This window comes from Paenibacillus chartarius (assembly GCF_042432825.1).
Taxonomy (GTDB): domain Bacteria; phylum Bacillota; class Bacilli; order Paenibacillales; family NBRC-103111; genus Gordoniibacillus; species Gordoniibacillus chartarius.
Genome location: NZ_JBHLWN010000035.1, coordinates 1 through 20,083 on the forward strand (window position 1 = coordinate 1; position 20,083 = coordinate 20,083).

The 20,083-nt window shown below is 53.8% G+C and carries 14 protein-coding genes and 2 pseudogenes; 11 read left to right on the forward strand and 5 right to left on the reverse strand.

Features of this window, described 5'->3' with window-relative positions; genetic code table 11:
* Positions 1 to 32: 32 nt before the first annotated feature.
* Positions 33 to 431, reverse strand: a complete 399-nt coding sequence (locus ACFFK0_RS09850; protein ID WP_377469987.1) for an MFS transporter — start codon at positions 429 to 431, stop codon at positions 33 to 35.
* A 167-nt stretch (positions 432 to 598) separates the two neighbouring features.
* Between ACFFK0_RS09850 and ACFFK0_RS09855 the strand changes: the two genes are divergently transcribed.
* The 6 genes and pseudogenes from ACFFK0_RS09855 (at position 599) to ACFFK0_RS09880 (ending at position 12,392) form a co-directional block, all read left to right on the forward strand.
* A complete protein-coding gene (locus ACFFK0_RS09855; RefSeq protein WP_377469988.1) occupies positions 599 to 1,486 on the forward strand; it encodes a LysR family transcriptional regulator in 888 nt (295 codons plus the stop codon).
* A 1,034-nt stretch (positions 1,487 to 2,520) separates the two neighbouring features.
* A pseudogene (locus ACFFK0_RS09860) lies at positions 2,521 to 5,814 on the forward strand (pectinesterase family protein); the annotation flags it as partial.
* Positions 5,800 to 7,050, forward strand: a pseudogene (locus ACFFK0_RS09865) (pectate lyase family protein); the annotation flags it as partial. The pseudogenes ACFFK0_RS09860 and ACFFK0_RS09865, both read left to right, overlap by 15 nt.
* 828 nt (positions 7,051 to 7,878) lie before the next feature.
* The gene (locus tag ACFFK0_RS09870; protein ID WP_377470001.1) at positions 7,879 to 8,421 is read left to right on the forward strand and encodes an S-layer homology domain-containing protein; all 543 of its coding nucleotides are present in this window, start codon (positions 7,879 to 7,881) and stop codon (positions 8,419 to 8,421) included.
* A gap of 126 nt (positions 8,422 to 8,547) precedes the next feature.
* Positions 8,548 to 10,881, forward strand: a complete 2,334-nt coding sequence (locus ACFFK0_RS09875) for a helix-turn-helix domain-containing protein (protein WP_377469989.1) — start codon at positions 8,548 to 8,550, stop codon at positions 10,879 to 10,881.
* Positions 10,848 to 12,392 (forward strand): extracellular solute-binding protein, encoded by a 1,545-nt coding sequence (locus tag ACFFK0_RS09880; protein ID WP_377469990.1) that lies wholly within the window; start codon positions 10,848 to 10,850, stop codon positions 12,390 to 12,392. The genes ACFFK0_RS09875 and ACFFK0_RS09880 overlap by 34 nt, the downstream gene beginning before the upstream one ends.
* Before the next feature lie 12 nt (positions 12,393 to 12,404).
* On the opposite strand, the gene ACFFK0_RS09885 is transcribed toward ACFFK0_RS09880, so the two are convergent.
* Positions 12,405 to 13,184: a helix-turn-helix domain-containing protein gene (locus ACFFK0_RS09885; RefSeq protein WP_377469991.1), complete on the reverse strand. Its 780-nt coding sequence runs from the start codon at positions 13,182 to 13,184 to the stop codon at positions 12,405 to 12,407.
* A gap of 125 nt (positions 13,185 to 13,309) precedes the next feature.
* Between ACFFK0_RS09885 and ACFFK0_RS09890 the strand changes: the two genes are divergently transcribed.
* Complete coding sequence (locus tag ACFFK0_RS09890; RefSeq protein WP_377469992.1) at positions 13,310 to 14,791, forward strand: alpha-N-arabinofuranosidase; 1,482 nt, start codon at positions 13,310 to 13,312, stop codon at positions 14,789 to 14,791.
* A 29-nt stretch (positions 14,792 to 14,820) separates the two neighbouring features.
* A complete protein-coding gene (locus ACFFK0_RS09895) occupies positions 14,821 to 15,045 on the forward strand; it encodes a DUF6171 family protein (RefSeq protein WP_377469994.1) in 225 nt (74 codons plus the stop codon).
* 218 nt (positions 15,046 to 15,263) lie between these two features.
* Here the strand turns inward: ACFFK0_RS09895 and ACFFK0_RS09900 are convergent, their stop codons facing one another.
* Positions 15,264 to 15,941 carry a hemerythrin domain-containing protein gene (locus ACFFK0_RS09900; RefSeq protein ID WP_377469995.1) on the reverse strand — a complete coding sequence of 226 codons (678 nt, stop codon included), beginning with the start codon at positions 15,939 to 15,941 and terminating at the stop codon, positions 15,264 to 15,266.
* Between the two features lie 133 nt (positions 15,942 to 16,074).
* Positions 16,075 to 16,398: a pectinesterase family protein gene (locus ACFFK0_RS09905; RefSeq protein WP_377469996.1), complete on the reverse strand. Its 324-nt coding sequence runs from the start codon at positions 16,396 to 16,398 to the stop codon at positions 16,075 to 16,077.
* Positions 16,399 to 16,668: 270 nt separating this feature from the next.
* Here ACFFK0_RS09905 and ACFFK0_RS09910 point away from each other — a divergent pair, with 270 nt between their 5' ends.
* Positions 16,669 to 17,061, forward strand: coding sequence for a nuclear transport factor 2 family protein (locus ACFFK0_RS09910; RefSeq protein ID WP_377469997.1), 393 nt, complete (start codon positions 16,669 to 16,671; stop codon positions 17,059 to 17,061).
* A gap of 365 nt (positions 17,062 to 17,426) precedes the next feature.
* On the opposite strand, the gene ACFFK0_RS09915 is transcribed toward ACFFK0_RS09910, so the two are convergent.
* The gene (locus ACFFK0_RS09915; RefSeq protein WP_377469998.1) at positions 17,427 to 18,614 is read right to left on the reverse strand and encodes an MFS transporter; all 1,188 of its coding nucleotides are present in this window, start codon (positions 18,612 to 18,614) and stop codon (positions 17,427 to 17,429) included.
* Between the two features lie 135 nt (positions 18,615 to 18,749).
* Between ACFFK0_RS09915 and ACFFK0_RS09920 the strand changes: the two genes are divergently transcribed.
* Together ACFFK0_RS09920 and ACFFK0_RS09925 are read left to right on the forward strand one after the other, a co-directional pair.
* Complete coding sequence (locus ACFFK0_RS09920) at positions 18,750 to 19,385, forward strand: TetR/AcrR family transcriptional regulator (protein WP_377469999.1); 636 nt, start codon at positions 18,750 to 18,752, stop codon at positions 19,383 to 19,385.
* Between the two features lie 255 nt (positions 19,386 to 19,640).
* Positions 19,641 to 19,883, forward strand: coding sequence for a hypothetical protein (locus ACFFK0_RS09925; RefSeq protein ID WP_377470000.1), 243 nt, complete (start codon positions 19,641 to 19,643; stop codon positions 19,881 to 19,883).
* Positions 19,884 to 20,083: the final 200 nt, after the last annotated feature.

A 20,083-nucleotide genomic window follows, 5' to 3' on the forward strand; every position in this document is an offset into this window, starting at 1 on the left:
TAAATTCGACAAACCCGTGATAAAGGCCTGCTTTACGCGGACTTTTTCACCGGACTTTTAGGGAAATGCTTCTTAATGAAGCCTGCCAGCAGAGGTCCGATGAAGGCGATTCCGATTCCTGCGATCAAGGCCGTGACCAGCAAGTAGAAGACGGAAGCCGTGAACGCGCGAAGTGCGGTGCCGACTGCGATAATGACCAGAGATATGCCCATTACCTTCTCCATTCCCCACTTACCACCGGCTTTAACAGCGAACGGGGAGAAGAGTCCCATACAGAGCACGGGAATTGAAGTGAGCAGACTGGCGACAGCCCCGTTCATTCCGAGATCGGTCCGAATGCTGTCCAACAAAGGGGCGATTGAATTAATCGCCGGGCGTAAATTCAGCGAAGCTGTAAATAACGCAATGGCTATAAGGATGTTTTTGTTCATGACGCTTGCTCCCCTCTATAAGTAATTGACTAGAACCATCACCACTTAGCGGTTGCCAGTGAAACAAATCTTACTTGAAGCACCAACATTTATCAATTATATTGAATTTATAATAATCATTTAAAATACAAATGATCGAACGGATTCGGAAGGAGAGGGCGGGAAGGGTGGAGCTTAGGCAGCTGGAATATTTCATGGCGGTGTGCGAGGAGCTGCACTTTACGAGGGCGGCGGATAAAATTGGGATTTCCCAGCCTAATTTGAGCTTGTCGATCAAAGCGTTGGAAGAAGAGGTCGGAATGCCGTTGTTCGACCGGATCGGCAAACGCATCGAACTGACGGATGCGGGCTCAATTTTGAAGAAGCACGCCCGGATGATGCTGCAGAATCTCAGCAACGCGCTTCAAGAGATGGACGATCTGTATCATCAGAAAGGGGGGAACCTGAGCATTGGGGCCTTGCCATCGGAACTGGATTATCGCCTAACCCCGATGTTTATTCGTTTCTTCCAACGATATCCGAACATCCGGCTGAAGATTGTTTCCGAAGTCGATGTCACTGGACTGGTGTTGAACACAGACACGGATATCGGAATAGCAGTGAAGCCCCAATTCGATTCGCGGCTGGTCATTCGCCCCTTGGCCCGAGAGGAGTATGGGATCGTCGTGTCCAAGAATCATGAGCTGTCGCAGGACGAATCGGTATCCTTGGCCGACCTGCAGACGCTGCCCATCGTCATGTATCCCAAAGGGCTATGGGGTAGAGATTTCTTGGATAGCTGGTGTCGCCAACACGGGTTCCAAATGAACGTAGTGGTTGAGACTAGCTCAAATCCATCGCTCTTTCATTTTGTCAAGGCTAATATTGGGGTGGGAATCGCTGCGATTTCGCTTCTGGAATCCATTGATAGCCTTGACTTACGCTTTCTCCCGATTCGCGATTATCCGCCTGTAAGGGAGATGAGCATTATTTACCGTTCGGATAAATATCTCAACCACGCAGCGCGCGCCTTTATTCATTTTGCGGAGGAGCAGCTGAAGGACCTGACGAAATGATTATAGGTGTTACGATAATCATGCCGATTCGAAAGAGATGATTATAGCTGCAGAGTAAGGCAGCCTCCATAATAATCGCTGGAAGGGAGCAACGAGCTCCAATCAAAGCTGATTCAAGAATGGAGGATACTGACAAGATGAACAAATCATTTCGTCTGCTGCTCTGTCTGCTGATGGTCGCTTCATACCTGCCATGGGCGGGGCTGCAGCAGGCTGCGGCGGCCGGCTTCCCGACGGGCTGGAACAGTGTGGGCTTTAATGGATCAAGCGGTAACAGTGCCTACGATTCGGCCTCTGGAAGCTTTACGATCACCGATACGACAGGAACAGGGATTCCGAACCAGGTGGATGAGCAATTTCAATATGCTTATACGACCGTAAGCGGGGATTTTACTCTGATTGCCCGGCTTACCGGTTATCCTTATGTGTCCGGCGGGATGGCCGGGATTATGGCGCGTACGAGCTTGGAGAAGGGCAGCTCTTTCTTCTTCGGCAACTATTACGGAACCGGGGGCAAATATCAGCCTTACGTGACCTCACGTCTGACCTCCGACCCGACGAAGGCTGCAAGCAATTCCGGGTATAAGGACGGCTCCGGCAGCAATATTACGTATGACTTCGCAAGCGCACCCCAGTATATGAGAGTCCGGAAACAGGGAAGCGCCTTCTATCTGGATCTCGGGAACGTATCCGGAACGACGATCACTTGGACTCAGATCAACGGAAAAACGATCACCGATGTGAAGTCGCCGACGTACGTGGGGCTGGCTTCCGCCAAAGCCGGTACGGTCTCGATGTTCGACAGCGTGACCTTGCTTAATAGCTACAGCAATGCGGCAACGACCGATGTTTCCGCATTAACCTCGAATTTGCCCGTATCGGCACCTGTTCCGGCAGCGCCAAGCGGGATGAAGGCCGAGGGAGGGACTGCGAAGGTAGCGCTTAACTGGGACACGGTGACAGGCGCTGTTTATTACAACGTGAAGCGCGGTGAAGGTTCCGGCAGCGAATACGATGTGATCGCGACTCGGCTGATGTTCGATTCGAGCGTAACCAAGGCAATTTATACGGACATACAGGTGACCAACGGGAAGACTTACTATTATGTGGTTACCGCTTCGAATGAATCCGGAGAGAGTCTCCCTTCCAATGAAGTACAGGCAACGCCGATTGCATTAGCATTGCCGGCAGCGCCCGCTCAGGTGAGCGCATCTCCGGCAGACGGCCAAGTCACCGTCAGCTGGCAAAGCGTACCGGGCGCCGCATCTTATCAAGTGAAGCGCAGTACGACCCAGGGCGGACCGTACACCGTCGTTGCCGCCAATGTAAACGCTAGCAGCTACCAGGATACGGGACTATCCACCGGAACTACATATTACTATGTTGTCAGCGCGGTCAATGAAATCGGTGCAGGTCCGGAATCCGCCGAGGCTGCGGCTCAGCCGGCCAGCTTCCTGATCTATGACACCTTCGAAGCAAGCGAGCTGGGGGCGCTTCCTTCCGGATATACGCCGCCTTTCGGCAGCGGCGTGATCAGCGACTTCTCTGCTTCGAACAATACCAGCGTCATCAACAACGATCATCGTACGAATAACTACGGCAACACGTCCGCCGTCGTAGCCGGAAACGGGACGAACGTGCTGTGGATCAATGACGGCGCCGGACGGGGCGGCTTCAACAAGGCGTTCGCTCCGGTTACTGCGGCTAGCAACGGCGGCGTGACGGCGCAGCTGCGTTTTATGCAAGCGGCGCGGGTGGGCGACTCCTATGTGCTGGAGCTGCTTGACAGCAGCAGGAAAATTGCCGTTTCCTACAACATCAACGCTTCTCCTGTGGCAATCTCCAATGCGACCTGGTACACGGTCAAATATGTTGCGGATGTAAACGCCAAAACTGCAGACTTGTACGTTAACGGCACCTATTATGGGAACGTGGCCTTTACGACGCCGGTCACGGATATTGCCTCCGTGAACTTCAGGATGGCAGGCTCCTCCATGGGACAAGCCTATGTCGATGATGTCATTGCGTACCGTCAGATTGTTACCACACCTCAAGCCTTAATCTCCGAAGGAGCCAACAAGCGGGTGGAGCTGAGCTGGAATGCAGCCAGCGGAGCGGAAGCCTACAACGTATATCGAAGCTCTTCCAAGGAAGGTCCGTTTACGCAGATTGCCGCGGGCGTGACGACGAACAGCTACTCCGATACGTTCGAGCTGGTTAACAATACGTATTACTACTACCAAGTGACTGCAGTATCCGCCGGGGCGGAGAGCGACCGCTCCAATACGGCCGAGGCTTATCCGAACGATGTTCCTCCGCCGTCGGCGCCGATAACCGGACTGCAAGCGACTGTAAGAGACGGGCAGCTGACGATCGCCTGGGATCCGGTCAGCGGTGCAACCTACTATACGCTTGAGAGAAGTACGACACCTGAGGGACCATTCGTACCGCTGCTGGCCGGCGGGAAAGCGAAGCTGACGGAGACCTCCTATCTGGATGTCGGCTTGACAGCGGGTACGCTTTATTACTACAAGGTGACAGCGGGTAATGTCGGCGGGCTGGGGCAGCCGCAGCTGATCGAGCGTGTGACCCCGGCGGCACCTCTGCAATCGCCGACGCTGATTCAGGCGGAGCCGGGCAGCGGCAGCGTGGAGCTGGCATGGAGCGCTGTACCGGGAGCTGCTGCATATCAAGTCAAACGAAGCGAGACGAGCGGCGGGGCTTATACCGTAATTGCAAGCGTAAACGAAACCGGTTACAACGATACCGCGGCAGTCAACGGCAAGACGTACTACTACGTTATTACCGCGGTAAATGGCCGGCAAGAAAGCAGAATGTCCAACCAGCTGCGAGCGAAGCCGGGGCCGTTGGCGGCCGGAGCGCCGGCAAGACCGGCCGGGTTAAAGGCGACGGCTAAGGATGGAGCCGCGGCGCTGTCATGGGAAGCCGTACCGGGTCCTGTAACTTATCAGGTCAAGAGGGCAGACGCCGCGGTGGGGACGTTCACCGTTATCGCCGCAACGGAGCAAACCTACTACGAGGATCTAAACGTAACGAACGGAACGACCTACACCTATGTCGTAACAGCTGTGAATTCGAATGGCGAAAGCTTGGAATCGGACGCAATCGCCGTGCTCCCGGCGAAGGTGCTGACCGTCGATAAGAATGCGGCAGCAGACGGGGTCTCGCTGTTCAACACGATCCAGAGTGCGGTAGATTCCATACCTGCTTCGAATCCGACAAGAACGATCATCTCGATCGCGCCAGGCACATATACGGAGAAGCTGAAGGTGACCCGCCCGTATGTCAGCTTGGTCGGTGCCGGCAGAGACGTAACGACAATCGTATACGGAGACTATGCGGGAACCTCTTCGACGGCAGGCCAGCCGGGCCACACCGGCAATACGTTCCTGAGCCAGACGGTTGAAGTGAATGCGGACTATTTCCATGCCGCCAACCTGACGATTGCAAACAGCTCCGGCCCCCGCTCTCAGGTGGCTCAGGCGGTGGCGCTGTCGCTCAAGAGCGATATGGCTGTTTTCGAATCGGTACGCTTGAAGGGCTATCAGGATACGCTTTATAACGGCTTGAACGCCAAAAACCAAGGCCGGCATTATTTCCATAACAGCATCATTGAAGGCGATGTCGATTTTATTTTCGGTGAGGCGCCTTCCGTAGTGATGGATAACGTCCAATTGGTGCTCGTCAGTCATACGGGCGGGGGCGGCCACATTACCGCGGGAGCCCAGAAGAACGTCACCGACAAGGGCTATTTGTTCCTGAACTCGCAGGTGGTTGACGACGCTTCCGCACAGGGCGCCTACGATTTGGGCCGTCCTTGGAAGGACTACGCCCGCGCCAGCTTCGTCAACACGTTCATCGACTCGAAGAAGTTTCTGCCGGCCGGCTGGGTTGCCGCTTGCGCCGGAACGTGCAAAACCGCTTATTTCTCCGAGTACAACAGCTACGGCACCGGTGCGAATGCAAGCGCACGTACGATCGCTGCACAGCTGACAGGGCAAGAGGCAAGCGTGACGGTGGCGTCGATGTTCGACGGTTGGGATCCATCGGTGCCGGTGTTCATGCCGAAGGTAAATTATGTGCCGGCGGTCTCGGCTTCTTACGCTGTCTTTGACAAAAATAAAGAGAAACAGGCGGATCTCTACGTAACCGTGCGCAATAGCCACGGCTATCCGCTTACGGGCTTGAAGAACGGCAATGAAACGGTAGCCCCCGGCCATTACAAGCAGACAGCCAGCGGATATATGATCGACAGGTCGTATTTGGCCGGCCTTTCGGAGGGAACGGTCACCATCACCTTCCAATTCGAAGGCGCAGAGGTACCGCTGCGGATCTATGTCATCAATACGGCGAGCTCGGATATCGGCAGAGAGGTATTGAGCGCGAACGACGGGTGGGCCTCCCACACGACGGGAACGACGGGAGGAGCCGCGGCAAGCCCGGACAATGTGTTCTATGTGGATAACCGCAGCGAGCTGGTCAATGCGGTGGCCGGCAATACCCCGAAGATCGTCTACATTCGCGGTACGATCGATATGAATGTGGATGACGGCAACAATCCGGTAGGACGCGAGTATTACTCCGATCCGGCCTATAGCCTCGAGGAATACCTCAAGGCGTATGACCCGGCCGTATGGGGCAAGCATTTGCCTTCCGGACCGCTCGAGGATGCGCGTGCAAGGTCGGCGGCCAACCAGGCAAGCCGAATCCGTATTAATGTAGGCTCCAATACGACTATTGTGGGATTGCCGGGCGCGAATGCCAAAATTTTAGGCGGCAACATCAACCTGGATCGAGTGGATAATGTCATCATCCGCAATATTCAGTTCGAGAATACATTCGATCATTTCCCGCAATGGGATCCGACCGACGGGGAGTCCGGCAACTGGAACTCGGCCTACGACAGCATATCGGTGAAGGGCTCGACGCATGTATGGATCGATCATAATGAATTCAGCGATGCCGGCGGCACGGACGATAAGAGCGGTAAATATTTCGGGCGCAAATACCAGCAGCATGACGGCGCCGTAGATATTACCAACGCATCGGATTTCGTGACCGTATCGTACAATCACTTCCACGACCACGACAAAACGAATTTGATCGGCGGAAGCGATGAAGCAAGCGGCGATGCCGGCAAGCTGAGAATTACGTTCCATCATAACTATTACGAACATGCAGGGCAGCGTGCGCCTCGCGTACGTTACGGCCAGGTGCATGTGTACAACAACTATTACGAAGGCTCGCTCGCGCATCCGGTTTATCCGTACATGTATTCGATTGGGGTAGGCTTTGAATCGCAAATTTATGCGCAAAACAACTATTTCGCGATGGATGAAGGGATGCAGCCGAATGCGCTGATCCAGGTGAGCAAAGGAACGAAGCTGACCGATGAAGGCTCGATGCTGAACGGTGCTAGCGTCAGCATTGCCGGCAGCTTCGGCGGCCTGAGACCGGTAGACTGGAAGCCGACGCTGCACACTACGGTGGATGCGACAGCCGATGTTCCTGCGATTGTTCGCGCTCAGGCCGGTGTGTTCAAGTCCGGTGGTGACAACGGCGGTGGTGGTGACAACGGCGGTGGTGGTGATAACGGCAACGGTGGCGACAACGGCAACGGTGGCGGAAACGGCGATGGAAGCACTTCAGGTACGAGCGGTGGAACCGGCGGTACACCGGGAGCCCCATCGAAGGGCAGCAATAGCGAGTCCGGACGGCTCCAAATGAAGGAGCTGCAGAGGGAGACCGTCTCGAACGGAACGGTTACCGTCACGGTGGATGCGGAAAAGGCGGCGGCGTTAATTGCCAAGGCGCCTGCGGACATGAAGATCGTTCAAATTGATGTGGGTTCTGCGGGCAGCACGATCCGAACGGAGCTTACTCCGGGACTATTGAACGCCTTGAGCGCAAAGAACGAGGAGGCGGTGCTGGAGATTACTTCGGTGAACGGAAGCTATACCCTTCCGGCAAAGCTCATCGATACGTCAGCGATCGCGAAGATGTACAACGCAGCGGAGCATGACGTGAAGGTCGTTGTACTCATGACCAAGGTGGAGGGGACTCCGGCGGAGGAAGCGCGAGCCGCTGTGACGAAGGCGGGAGCGAGTATGCTTACAGCTCCGGTAGCATTCGAAACCGTCATCGAGGTGCAGGGCAAGACACAGACGATCGATAGCTTCAACACTTATATCGAGCGTAGATTGAAGCTGCAGAGCGATGTCGACCCGAGCAAGTCGATCGGCGTCATGTACGATCCGCAGACGCAGACGATTATGCCGGTGCCGACCGTGTTTCAAGGCTCCGCAGCGACGCTGCTGCGGCAGGGCAACAGCATCTATACCGTCGTAGAGCATGCCAAGTCCTTCGACGACATGACGGGCCACTGGGCGGAGGCGGACGTAGAGACTCTTGCCTCCAAGCTGATTGTCCACGGGGTAACGGACACTAACTTTGCCCCCGAGCAGCCGGTGACCCGGGCCGAATTCGCAGCGCTGATCGCACGTGCTCTTGGCCTGCTCCCTCAGCGGACGGACCGATTCCGTGACGTGCAGGAGTCCGATTGGTTCTCCGGCGCTGTCGGAGCAGCCGCCAAAGCCAACCTGATCAGCGGCTACGAAGACGGTACGTTCCGCCCGGATGCTCCGGTCACTCGCGAGCAGATGGCGGCGATGCTGGCAAGGGCGCTTCAGCTGGGCGGGCATGAGGTGCAGGGGAACGCAGCCTTACTGGAGCGCTTCACCGACCGGGCGGACATCTCCGCCTGGGCGGACGAGGCCGTCACCGCTGCGCTTTCCGCGGGCATCATTCAAGGTATGACGGATACGAGCTTCGCGGCGCACAACCAGGCTACCCGCGCTCAAGCGGTAACGATGCTGAAGCGCACGCTGCAAAGCATGAAATTCATGAATCCATAAGGGATTGGCTGCCGCGCGGTACATCACCGGCGGCAGCCTTCTTTTTATCCCGTACGGCCTAGTTTCGCTCTCATCCCTTATGGTACAATCAGACCATCATCATAGAAGCGACGGAGGAGATCAGGTGTGACAGGCCGCACGATTCCTTATTATGCCAAATGGGCTGTCTTCTGTTTTGCCATCACCTCGCTGCCGGTGGTCCTGTTAGGCATGTTCTCTTACATGCACGCCTCCGGTGTCGTTCAACGCAACGTGAATGAGCAGAAGGCGTTAAGTCTGGCCCAATTGCAGACGAATATCGAGCAGATGCTGAAGACCGTCGATCAGACGACGACCCACTTTTTAAGCTCATCCCTGGTCCTCAGCGTGATGAACGAGCCGTTGAACCCGAGGCAGTTCACGACTGCCAATCAGCTCAAGGCCGAGCTTGGGTATTTGCAGCGGCTGGATATGGGAATCGCCGATATTACGATGCTGAGCACGGCCGGCGGTTGGCTGATGAATAACAACGGACTTTACCGGATCGGTGATGAGCAGAAGATTTACCGGGAGCGGCTGGAGGAGCCTGCTCCAACGTTCTGGCAAATTCGTCAGGCGGAAGGGAACCGTTCGGCGGTACATGGCTGCGAGATGGAGATTCATTTGGTAAAAAAGCTCCCCCTAACCGCCTTCAAGCCGACGGGGCTCGCCGACATCACCATACCCGCCTGTTCCTTAGGCGATACGCTAACCTTTGATACGGAGCAGGAATTGCTCCTCATGCTTGACCGCAATCGGAAGGTAATTTGGTCGCAAGGCCTGCTAACGGGACAAAGCAGTGAAATCAGCGAGAAGTTGACAGCGCTTACAGACCGGCAGGGTCAATCGAATCTGAGGCTGCACGGTCAAGAATATACGGTAACGTACCGAAAATCGGATTATAACGATTGGATGTATGTGTCTGCGGTACCGGTGGCGATGCTTGCAGAGCAATCGCATCATATCGGATGGGTGACGCTGTGGATTTGCCTTATCCTGCTGCTGCTGTTTATCGGGGTATCCTGGGCCTGGTCGAAGCGCATGTACCGGCCGATACAATCGCTGTACCGGGAGGTGCTGAGCGAGCAGGGAGAGAGCGACTCCGGGAAGCGGGGGGACGAGCTTAGCGCAATCGGGGAACGAATTCATACCTTATTCAAGGCCCAACGCGAGCTGAAGGGCCAGCTGCAGGGCCAGCTGGAACAGCTGAAGCTGTTCTTCATGCTTAAGCTGCTGCTCGGGGGCATGAAGGAGTCGGAAATCGCGGACGGCTTGGCGAGCTTCGCCATGCCGGCGGATTTTCGCTGCTTGGCGGTGATGTCTGTGCAGATCGAGCTTGAAGGTTCCCGTTTCGAGGATAAGGACTATGACCTGCTCGTGTTCGCAGTGAATAATATGATCGGTGAGCTGCTGCCGGCCGGCGGGCGGCTGGAGCCGATTGTCCTCGGCCGGGCGCAGGTCACCGTGATGACTTCGGAGCAGATGGAGGAGCAGGCGTTTCACGACGAGCTTCTTGCTGTGGCCTATCGGATTCAATCGGCCGTAAGCGAATACCTTGGCTTAACGGTGACGATCGGCCTCAGCTGCATCTATCGAAGATTGGGGGATATTCCGCGCGCCTACGAGGAAGCGACGGAGGCACTTCGTTCCAAGCAGCGCTTTGGCGACCAGAAGGTTATCGAATTCTCCGAGCTGGGGGAAAATCGGACACTCCAATACTCGTATCCGCTTGAGCAGCAGAATGAGCTGTTCGAGGCGATCAAGCTCGTCGATCGCGCCCAAGCGCAGCTTCAATTACGGCAGCTGATCGAGCAGCTTTGCCGTCCGGATCTGAGCCCGTACGACCGGCAATATCATGTCGTTCGACTGGTGATGAACGTGCTGAATTTGGCGCACAGCTTTCAGCTTCAGCAGCTGGTGGACCGGCAGCAGACCCTATTCGAAGAACTCTTCCGGCTGGATGTGGCGAAGGAAGGCGAGCTCTGGCTGCAGCGGACGCTGGTCGATCCGATTCTTCGCAGTCTGGAGGAGCGGACCGAGCAGCGCCATGTCCAGCTGTCCAGACAGATGGTGGAGATCGTTCATAACGAATTCGAGACCGATCTGTCGATCGAAGTATGCGCCGACAGGCTGCACTATAACGCCAGCTATTTAAGCACGGTGTTCCGCAAAAGCATGAACGTGCCCTTCAGCACCTACCTGGCCCAACACAGGCATGAAGTGAGCAAGCGGTGGCTGGCCGAGACGAACGTATCCGTGAAGGAAATCTCCGAGCGGCTGCGGTATACCAACCCGCAAAATTTCATCCGCTCGTTCCGCAAGCTGGAAGGAATGACGCCGGGCAAATACCGGGAGCAGCATGCCGCTGCCAGTAAGGAGAAGCAGGGCGTGAAGGAGGAGAAGGGTACATGCGCCGTTGGAGTCCCACACGCACACTCGTAGGTCTAGCGTCGCTCATGCTGCTGATGACCGGATGCACCGGAGTCGGCATGGCAAGCGGCGGCGGGAAAGCGACGAAGCCGGCGGAGCGGCGGGATGGGGAAGCCCAAGCGCTTGACATGTCGATGATGCTGGTTTTATACGATAAGCAGCTGCCCTCCGATCTGCTGGAGAAGGTGCTGGAGGAGAGGACGGGGATCGGGCTCAGCCTCACTTGGGTACCCGATTCGATCTATTCGGACAAGATGATGTCCGCCTTCACTTCGGGAAGCTTGCCGAAGGTGATCCAAGTGAAGCAAGTGGACTTACAGAAGCCGCTGATCGTCAATGCCGTAAGGTCCGGCACGTTCTGGGAAATCGGGCCCTATCTCGATGATTATCCGAACATCAGCAAATACATGAAGCCCGCGATCCGGGAGCATGCTGCCTATTTCGGTAAGGATTACGGCATTTATTGGGAGCTTCCGCTGTCCCGTCAAGGCATCCAATACCGGAAGGACTGGCTTGAGCGGCTTGGTTTGCGGGAGCCTCGAACGCTGGAGGAGTTGTATCAGGTGCTCCGGGCGTTTACCTATCAGGATCCGGACGGCAACGGGCGCCAAGACACTTACGGGCTCGTGGACCGCAATGATCTCGTGTACGGGGCGTTTAAGAACATTGCTTCCTATTACGGTGTTCCTAATCAATGGGGGCTGATGAACGGCAGGCTGACGCCGGAATTCATGACAAGGGAATATGTGGAAGCGATGCGGTTCATGAAGCGGCTCCTGGATGAAGGCATCCTGAATGCGGACTTTTCGATTACAAGCAAAACCCAGCAGGAGGAGCGATTCGCAGCCGGCGAAGCGGGGATGATGATCTCGAACCTGCTCGCTTCCTCGGCGAACGACCGGCTCAAGAAAATGAATCCGAACGCCGAGGTGGATATCCTTAATCGGATTCAAGGGCCGTCGGGGGAGCACGTCTGGGGAGGCAGCGGTCTCGGCGGCTTATACATGTTTCCCAAGAGCAGCGTAAAGACGGAGCAGGAGCTGCGGGCGATTCTGCAGTTCTTCGATCGGCTGCTGACGGAGGAACTAAACAATCTGATCACGTACGGCATCGAGGGACGCCACTATATCCGAACGTCAGATGGTGCCGCCAAGGTCAAACCGGAAACCCGCGAGCTTCGCAGCCAAGAGGTGGAGCCTTATAACACGGCCTTCCGTTCGTTCGATATCCGCTATTTGACGCAGGGCAGCATGAACGAACTGCAGAAAAAAATCAACCGCCTTACTCAGGATAACGAGCAGATCGTCGTTCTGGACCCGGCGGCAGGGCTGATCTCCCCGACCTTCGCGGAGAAGGGCGCCGAGCTGCAGAAGATCGTCAACGATGCTACGTATCATTTTATTCTCGGTACGATCGACGAACAGGGCTTCGCACAGGAGCTGGAGCGCTGGACCCGCAGCGGCGGCGATTCCATTATTGCGGAAATGAATGAGGCTTACGCTCGGAGCGGCAGAAAGCGGTAGACAAAGGGACGTTCAATGTTTGGACTTATACTGGCTGGGCGTAACGCCTACGAATTTTTTGAATTGGCGCATAAAATGGGTATCGTTCTCATAACCGCACATCGCGGAAATGGCGGAAATGGATAAGGAGCTGTTTTTCAGCAAATATTTGGCATGCTCCAGCCTGCTGTTAATAATGTCGGTAACGACGGAGCAGCCGAACAGCTCCTTATAAATATGCTGAAAGTACGATTTGCTCAAATTCATATACGTAGCCAGCGTTTCTACGGATCTGTGCGTTTCGGGCGAGCTGAACAGCTCGTTTCGCAGCCTGGAAAATTGCAGGTAATAGCGACTGGCCTTGTCGTTCAAGGCAGGTCTCTCGAGCAAATGGCAAAGCTTCATGAGAAGAGTTCTGATTTCGGAATCGATAATTTCTTCACGGAACGAGCCGGCGGACCGGTGGATGCTGGTCAGTTCCATGATGCATCTTGAAATCAACAGCGGATCTACCGCTTTGACGGGCGTATCCAGCGGGAAACGGGTCCGCTCCAGGAATGCCTCCAGATCGGCGCCGTCCACATGAAACCAATCGTTAATGAACGGCTTCTCCGCATCCCTGTAAATATAGCGGGTTGTCGGGCGGAACAGCACATATGTATTTTTCTCAACCGGCATAATTCTGCCATTCAGAATAACCTCGGAGGAGCTTTTGAATAGAACAAAGGCATAGTTCCCCGACCCCGCCGGCCGGTCGATCGTCAGCCCGTTCCGATGAATAAAATTATATCCGCAGCTAATCAATTCGAACATGTCCTGGCTCCTCAAAAAAGCACGATAGGTCAGTTTTTGGATATTATAGTTCATTGTTGCCGAGCGATCAAGCTACTAAAATTTAACTAGGCATATATGACTTTGAGGGCAAAGGAGCAGGGGATATGGCAAAGTTAATCATTGATGCGGACTCTCGTTTAAGCACGATTGACCGCAATATTTACGGACATTTCTCGGAACATTTGGGACGCTGCATTTATGAGGGGATTTATGTTGGCGAGGATTCGCCGATTCCGAATACCGAAGGGATGCGAAACGACGTTCTCGAGGCTCTGAAGCGCCTTCAAATCCCCGTGCTCCGTTGGCCGGGCGGCTGCTTTGCGGATGAATATCATTGGAAAGACGGCGTAGGCCCGAAGGAAAAGCGGAAGCGGATGATCAATACGCATTGGGGCGGCGTCGTGGAAAATAACCATTTCGGCACCCACGAATTTTTGCGGTTGTGCGAGCTCATCGGCGCCGAGCCTTACATCAGCGGCAATGTTGGAAGCGGTACCGTGGCGGAAATGTCCGAATGGGTGGAGTACATGACCTTCGACGGCGAGTCGCCGATGGCGAACTGGCGGAGGGAGAACGGACGCGAGCAGCCTTGGAAGCTGACCTATTTCGGCGTCGGCAACGAGAACTGGGGCTGCGGCGGCAACATGCGCCCCGAATATTACGCAGACCTGTATCGCCAATACTCCTGCTACGTCCGGAATTACGGCGATAACAAGATTTTCAAAATCGCTTGCGGAGCCAATTCACAGGACTATAACTGGACCGAAGTGCTGATGCGCGAGGCGGCCCGGTTTATGGACGGCTTGAGCCTCCATTACTATACGCTTCCTACCGGAAACTGGAAGGACAAAGGGTCGGCCACCGATTTCGACGATAAACAATGGTTTGACACGCTGCAGCGTACGTTGTTCATGGATGAGCTGATTCGCCGCCACGCTGCGATTATGAACCAGTACGATCCGGACAAGCGGGTTGCGCTGATCGTAGACGAATGGGGAACATGGTACAACGTCGAGCCCGGCACGAACCCCGGCTTCCTGTATCAGCAAAATACGATGCGCGATGCGCTTGTGGCCGGCATCAATCTGAATATTTTCCACCAGCATTCCGATCGGGTCCGTATGGCGAATATCGCTCAGGTGGTCAATGTGCTGCAAGCGGTCATTCTGACGGAGGGAGCGGGGATGGTCCTGACCCCAACTTATCATGTATTCGATATGTATAAGGTTCATCAGGGCGCCAGCCTCGTCTATTCCCGTGCGGAAAGCCCGGCTTACGAAATGGACGGACAGACAATCGACCAGCTTAGCGCGTCCGCCTCGGTAGATGCGAATAACCGCCTGCATATTTCGCTATGCAACCTGCATCACGCGGATGCTCTGGAGGTGGCATGCGAGGTTCGCGGAGCGAGAGCCGGGGATATTACAGGAACCGTGCTGACCTCCGAATCGATTCAATCGCATAACACCTTTGAGGATCCGGAAGCCGTGAAGCCCGCCGAATTCCGCGATTTCCAGCTTGCGAACGATCAGCTCGCGGTCAAGCTGCCTGCAAGGTCGGTCGTCACGCTTACCGTACAGCTATGATAGAGGCATGCAAAGGGTGTTCGGCAACCGTGCATGTAACACCTGAGGAAATATCGCAATTATTCGGAGAAACGCTTCGTGTACGCAATGTCAAATTAACGACCGAAGAGGAGTACGACCGGCGCATGTCGGTGTGCCAAAGCTGCGAGTATTTTCAGTTCGGCACAACCTGCCGCTGGTGCGGCTGTCTCATGGCCGTCAAAGCCAAGTTGGCGGCGGCCCGCTGCCCGGCACCGCAGGGCGCCAAGTGGTAGGTGGACTGGAAAATAAGGACGGACGAGGGAAAGACGGTGCAAGCCTACAGCGCTTGCGCCGTCTTTTTCAATATGGGAGGCGATATCGGGACAGGACTGCACAATCATATTGAACGTATGTCCATCTTCTTAGGGAGGAAGCCTGAAGCCTGCACAAATGGCTGCATTCAGAGGGGGGAGGAGGGGGAGCTGCCCCTACTTGATAGAGTCCGCTCCATTCACTTGCTGGCCGCAGCGGCCTGCAGTCTTGCGATTACGTTCGCATATTCCTGCGGACGCAGCAGCGATTCGAACAATTCGCACGTTTGCCGAAACAACGGTTCGGGTACAGAATGCTTCATATTGGCCAGCATTGTCGCTTGTTCATGAACATTCAGTGCCGGGATCATATACCGTTGAAAATCGCTCTGAATATGCTGAGGCACGTTGTTTCGCACTTTGATCCCAGCAGCCATGAGTTCAGCATCGTCGAATGCTTCCCACAACAGCGGCATAGCAACGGATTCTTCGTGATACAGATGCAAAAAATAATCGCCTACAAATTGGTTTAAATCCTCTAGGAATGCTTGCCAGGTTTGCGCGGAAACGGAGGTTGCGCTCGCCATCTTTTCCACGGCCTGAATTAGTGCATCAAGCAGCCCGTCGGACCGCTGATGCTGCGTTTCCAGTTCCTGTCCTACGTCCGGTGCACATTGATCGATCAGCGGCTGAATGAAGGAGTCCTCATCGCTCGCATGCTGATGAAGCATTGCGGATATACGCCGGAACTCTTCGAAAAACGCCTCCCTTTCTTGAACATCGGTGTAATCCAATTTGCCGGCCGTCCACACGAGCTGCTGCAGCGCGTGACGCAGTCCTTTGTGAATCAAGGTGAATAGGTGAAACCGGGTTGTCATAAACGGTCTTCCTCCCTTCGTTATTCTGCTATTATTATAAAAATTCGGGATCGGTTCGGGTATCGGTTGGAATACGTATTTTTGGGGGGATTGCTCCGGTTTAAACGTGCTGGGAGCCGGTTGTTCAGCATCGTTAGGATTTCTCACCGAATAGGCGGTATCTTAGCTCATTGCGAGGTTCTATGCTGGGAGTCCAGCCGTCGTTTCCCGCCAGCACATTGGAAGTCCGATACCGCTCCGCCTCCGCGTCGCTGAGCTGCCTTGCCCACGGCGCCCGCTTCTCCGAAGCCGCGCCAGGTCCATAGCTGCCGTATTCCGCATATCGGGACGTCGTTTCGCGGTACGGTTGATCCCAGTTGTGCCAGCCCTCCGGCTTGATCGCTTCATCCAACCATGTTCGAATGAAAGCGACATACACGAGTACCGTACGAGCGGCGTCTTCGCCGACTAGCCGCAAGTTCCTTTTTTCCCGGGGGACCAAAAGGGAAACGATGGCTTAACGCCGGCCAGCTTGACGATCAGCTGCCTTCTCCACGCTACGGAATGGGTTACCCACGGCTGGTAAGTGTTCTGTGAAGCGCGACATTGACCACGGTGGATGGCGAGTTTCTTTGGTCAGTTGATCACTAATAAAATCCACAATTTTCATCTAACTGCCACGATTCACATCTTGTTTTCCCGATATACTGGTACTGAAGTCAATCCTTAAACGGAAGGGCGGAATGAAATGAAGGTCAATACGGTAAAACGATTTTTCGAATTGATCGAGGGATTTAACACCGAAGAAGCAGACTACAAGGACGTTTTGCATCCCGACATTGAGCAGACAGAATATCCGAACCTTATTACGGCGTCGCCGACCATCTGCGATTACAAGACATTGCTTACACGTATACCGCAAGGCAAAGCATTGCTCAAGGAGCAACATTACGACATTCAGCGCGTTTATGAACAAGAAGACACGGTCATTACTGAGGTGATCTGGACGGCGACGGTGGGTATCGATGCCGGCGCGTTCAAAGCAGGCCAGCCGCTTCGGGCTTACTTCTGTTGCATCTTCGAATTCAAGGAAGGGAAAATCTACCGCCAGCGCAACTACGATTGCTTCGAACGGACTTGACTGCGATCGGGAAACGCAAAAGAAGACTCGAAACCGACGATTATGGTTTCGTGTTTTCTTGTTTTCGGATGTTCATTACCGTAAATTGCTTTAACTGAATATTATAGTTGAACAATCACTGGGATAGCTCGCTGCGGCATATTTTACCTACTGAATTACTATAGTCGGAGCAAGTTTTTACAGCTGGGAATGATAGTTAAACGATCCAGGAACAGTTTGCCACAGATGCAGCTGCTCTTTTTCATTAAGCTAACTGGGAACGATAATTTTAAGAATCGACAGGGGCAGCCGGTCTTGTGATCGGCTGCCTCTTCATTACGTTAACATCCAAAATAAGGTTCTGAAAAGGTAATCCTGCGCCGGTCTCATACAGTTGTCGTACTAGATTGCTTAATCGCCCGGGGCGCGAGCCGCTGCTTAGCAAAGAGAACTGTAATTCCCATTAAGATCGCTGTGGAACCGAACAGCAATATGATGCCGCCCCTTGGATAAAGCAGGCTCCCCGCTATTGGTGCCGCGGCCATCCCTAGATAACGGACAAAGTTGTAGACTCCGATGGCGGTCGCGCGTTCCTGGACGAACTCCCCGGCCAGCAGTGTCGGCGGGACCGACATGGTCAGGCCTGCGGTGAATCCAATGATCGCAAGAGAGATCAGCAAAAGAGCTAGGTGAATTTTGGCGAGAAGTATGAAGATCACAAGACTGATCAAGGCGAGGAAGCAAGTGAAAATCAAACTTTTTACCGTCCCCATCCGTCCTTGCACATTCCCGCTAATTTTGCTTCCGATGAAACTAGCGGACATGAGCATGAGAAACACCGCTCCAATCTGCTTCGCATCCAATTTATATGTAACTGTCAAGATTTCCGGCAAAAATACGATGAAGTCATAGAACATGTAATACAACATGAATCCTAACAGCAAGACGGCTGTGCCGGTCTTGCTCGTCATGACCCGTAGATAATACCCAAAACGGAATGCGCTGGCTTTCGCAGATGCAGGTTTGGTTTCAGGCAGTGTGAAAGCGGCAACGAGCAGCATCACGAAGGCCGTAATGGATAGAAAGCCGAATGCGCCCTGATAGCCGAAATACATGCCGAGCACTCCCCCAATGAGTGGACCCACGGCAGGGGCGATACCTAATATCATCTGGTAGGTAGCCATCCCGGACGCCCGTTGCTTACCCTCCAGCAGATCGCCGATCATGGTGGCGGCAACGAGCGGCACGACGGAAGCCCCGATCCCCTGCAGGACCCGGAAGCATAAAAGCGTGTACACAGAGCTGGAAAAGGCGCATGCAACCGAGGCAAACGCATATAAGACCATCCCGGGCAGCAAGATAGCTCTTCGCCCTTTGCCATCGATAAGCGGGCCTAAGACGATTTGCATCACGGCAAGGGCAATCGTAAACAAGGAGACCGTCATATTGACCAAATAAAAGGAAGTTTGCAAGTCGCCTTGCAGCTGAGGGAGAAGCGGCACGTACAGGTTTTGGGCTAAAGACACACTAGCCGCGCAAGAACCAAGTACGTACAAACGAAAACGAGATTTCATCCGAATGGCACATCCTTATCTTTTTTGTTTTCGACTGACAGTCAGTCGGTCTACGAGATGATTGTAATGTGTTGACCGACAATCAGTCAATAATTATATTTAGAGAGAGATATCGACAGGAAGGGTGCATGAAGGATGCCACGGATCGCCAAAGATCCTCAGGAGCGGAGAAACGAAATTTTGGATGCGGCCATGGAGCTCTTCAACACGAAAGGCTACGCGAACACGGCCGTCAGTGATATCGTCAAAAAAGTTGGGGTGGCGCAAGGGACATTTTATTATTATTTTAAATCAAAAGAAGAGATTGCTGCCGCTGCGCATGACAGGTCCTTGGCTTTTCGACTGGCATTCGTCAAAGCTGTAAGTGAAGATAAAGCCCTTAACGCAGTGGATAAGCTGAGAAAAGTGTTGTTAGAGGGTTTTCCTGCCCCGCAGAAGGATCATGTAATTTTCGAATACTTACATGACGAAAGCAACAGCATCCTGCATCAAAAATATTTGGTTGCCAAGATCGCGGCTTTTCATCCCTTTCTAACGGACATCGTGCAACAAGGCATCAGCGAAGGTGTATTTCAAGTCGATCATCCCGGTGATGTGACGGAATTTCTTTTGGTAGGCATCTCGTTCTTGTTCGATCGCGGGATATTCGGGTGGTCGGAGGAGGAGCTTACGAAGAAGTATCAAGCGTTGGAAACGATCGTCGACCGGCTTCTGGGAGGGACTAACCTTATTTCTGTCGGGGTGCTCTCGAACATGAATCATCAAGGATAGCGTGAGGACGATGACGGCTGCCGGCCAACCTCCAATCCAGTCTATGCCGAGGCAGTCGCCTCTTATCATTACTCTATAGGGAGACGATAGCGCGGCGATGGAACCGATCCATCGTTTGTTATCGTTTCTCTGCGCCGCTCAACTATCGGAAAGGATAATGATAAACTTATACGGTATAAATTGGATTTGGACGAGCATGAGGAACTGGCATGTACCGGTACCACTCGTGTTATTCCTTACAGTTGGAGGATATTTATGGGCAAAAGAGAACAAATAGTTCAATTGATTCATGATAGTGGATTAGGTCGCATTAAGCATACTCTAGTCAATTTATTGGTAGATTCTATTAGAGCTAAGCCGGAAATTTGTAATGATGAAGAGATACTGATTGGGGAATCGAAGCTCGGTGGCCGTCCTGATGTACCTACTAATTTAGGTGGCCTACCTTTGAGAACAATCCCCTCTATTTCATTGCTCAAAAAAAAATTAATTCAGTAAGAGTTTATAATTTCCAGTAATTTGTCATCTGTCTCCATGGGGGGAGATCCCTTGCTTCTTCATAAAAATCCCGGATTTTGTACATAGGTTACGTATACCAGTTGATAATAATCCGGAAAGCAAGCAGAACTGAAAACAGTAAGGAGCTGTCCCAAAAGCAGCTTTTGGAACACCCTCAGCAAGAAAATAAGTAGATTTTC

What these genes read in the sequence shown, in the direction of transcription:
- ACFFK0_RS09900 (WP_377469995.1), bottom strand. Translation starts at nt 15,941, where the DNA reads ATGACAACCCGGTTTCACCTATTCACCTTGATTCACAAAGGACTGCGT.
- ACFFK0_RS09925 (WP_377470000.1), top strand. Translation starts at nt 19,641, where the DNA reads ATGGGCAAAAGAGAACAAATAGTTCAATTGATTCATGATAGTGGATTA.
- ACFFK0_RS09915 (WP_377469998.1), bottom strand. Translation starts at nt 18,614, where the DNA reads ATGAAATCTCGTTTTCGTTTGTACGTACTTGGTTCTTGCGCGGCTAGT.
- ACFFK0_RS09885 (WP_377469991.1), bottom strand. Translation starts at nt 13,184, where the DNA reads ATGTTCGAATTGATTAGCTGCGGATATAATTTTATTCATCGGAACGGG.
- ACFFK0_RS09880 (WP_377469990.1), top strand. Translation starts at nt 10,848, where the DNA reads ATGCGCCGTTGGAGTCCCACACGCACACTCGTAGGTCTAGCGTCGCTC.
- ACFFK0_RS09890 (WP_377469992.1), top strand. Translation starts at nt 13,310, where the DNA reads ATGGCAAAGTTAATCATTGATGCGGACTCTCGTTTAAGCACGATTGAC.
- ACFFK0_RS09910 (WP_377469997.1), top strand. Translation starts at nt 16,669, where the DNA reads ATGAAGGTCAATACGGTAAAACGATTTTTCGAATTGATCGAGGGATTT.
- ACFFK0_RS09850 (WP_377469987.1), bottom strand. Translation starts at nt 431, where the DNA reads ATGAACAAAAACATCCTTATAGCCATTGCGTTATTTACAGCTTCGCTG.
- ACFFK0_RS09870 (WP_377470001.1), top strand. Translation starts at nt 7,879, where the DNA reads ATGACGGGCCACTGGGCGGAGGCGGACGTAGAGACTCTTGCCTCCAAG.
- ACFFK0_RS09920 (WP_377469999.1), top strand. Translation starts at nt 18,750, where the DNA reads ATGCCACGGATCGCCAAAGATCCTCAGGAGCGGAGAAACGAAATTTTG.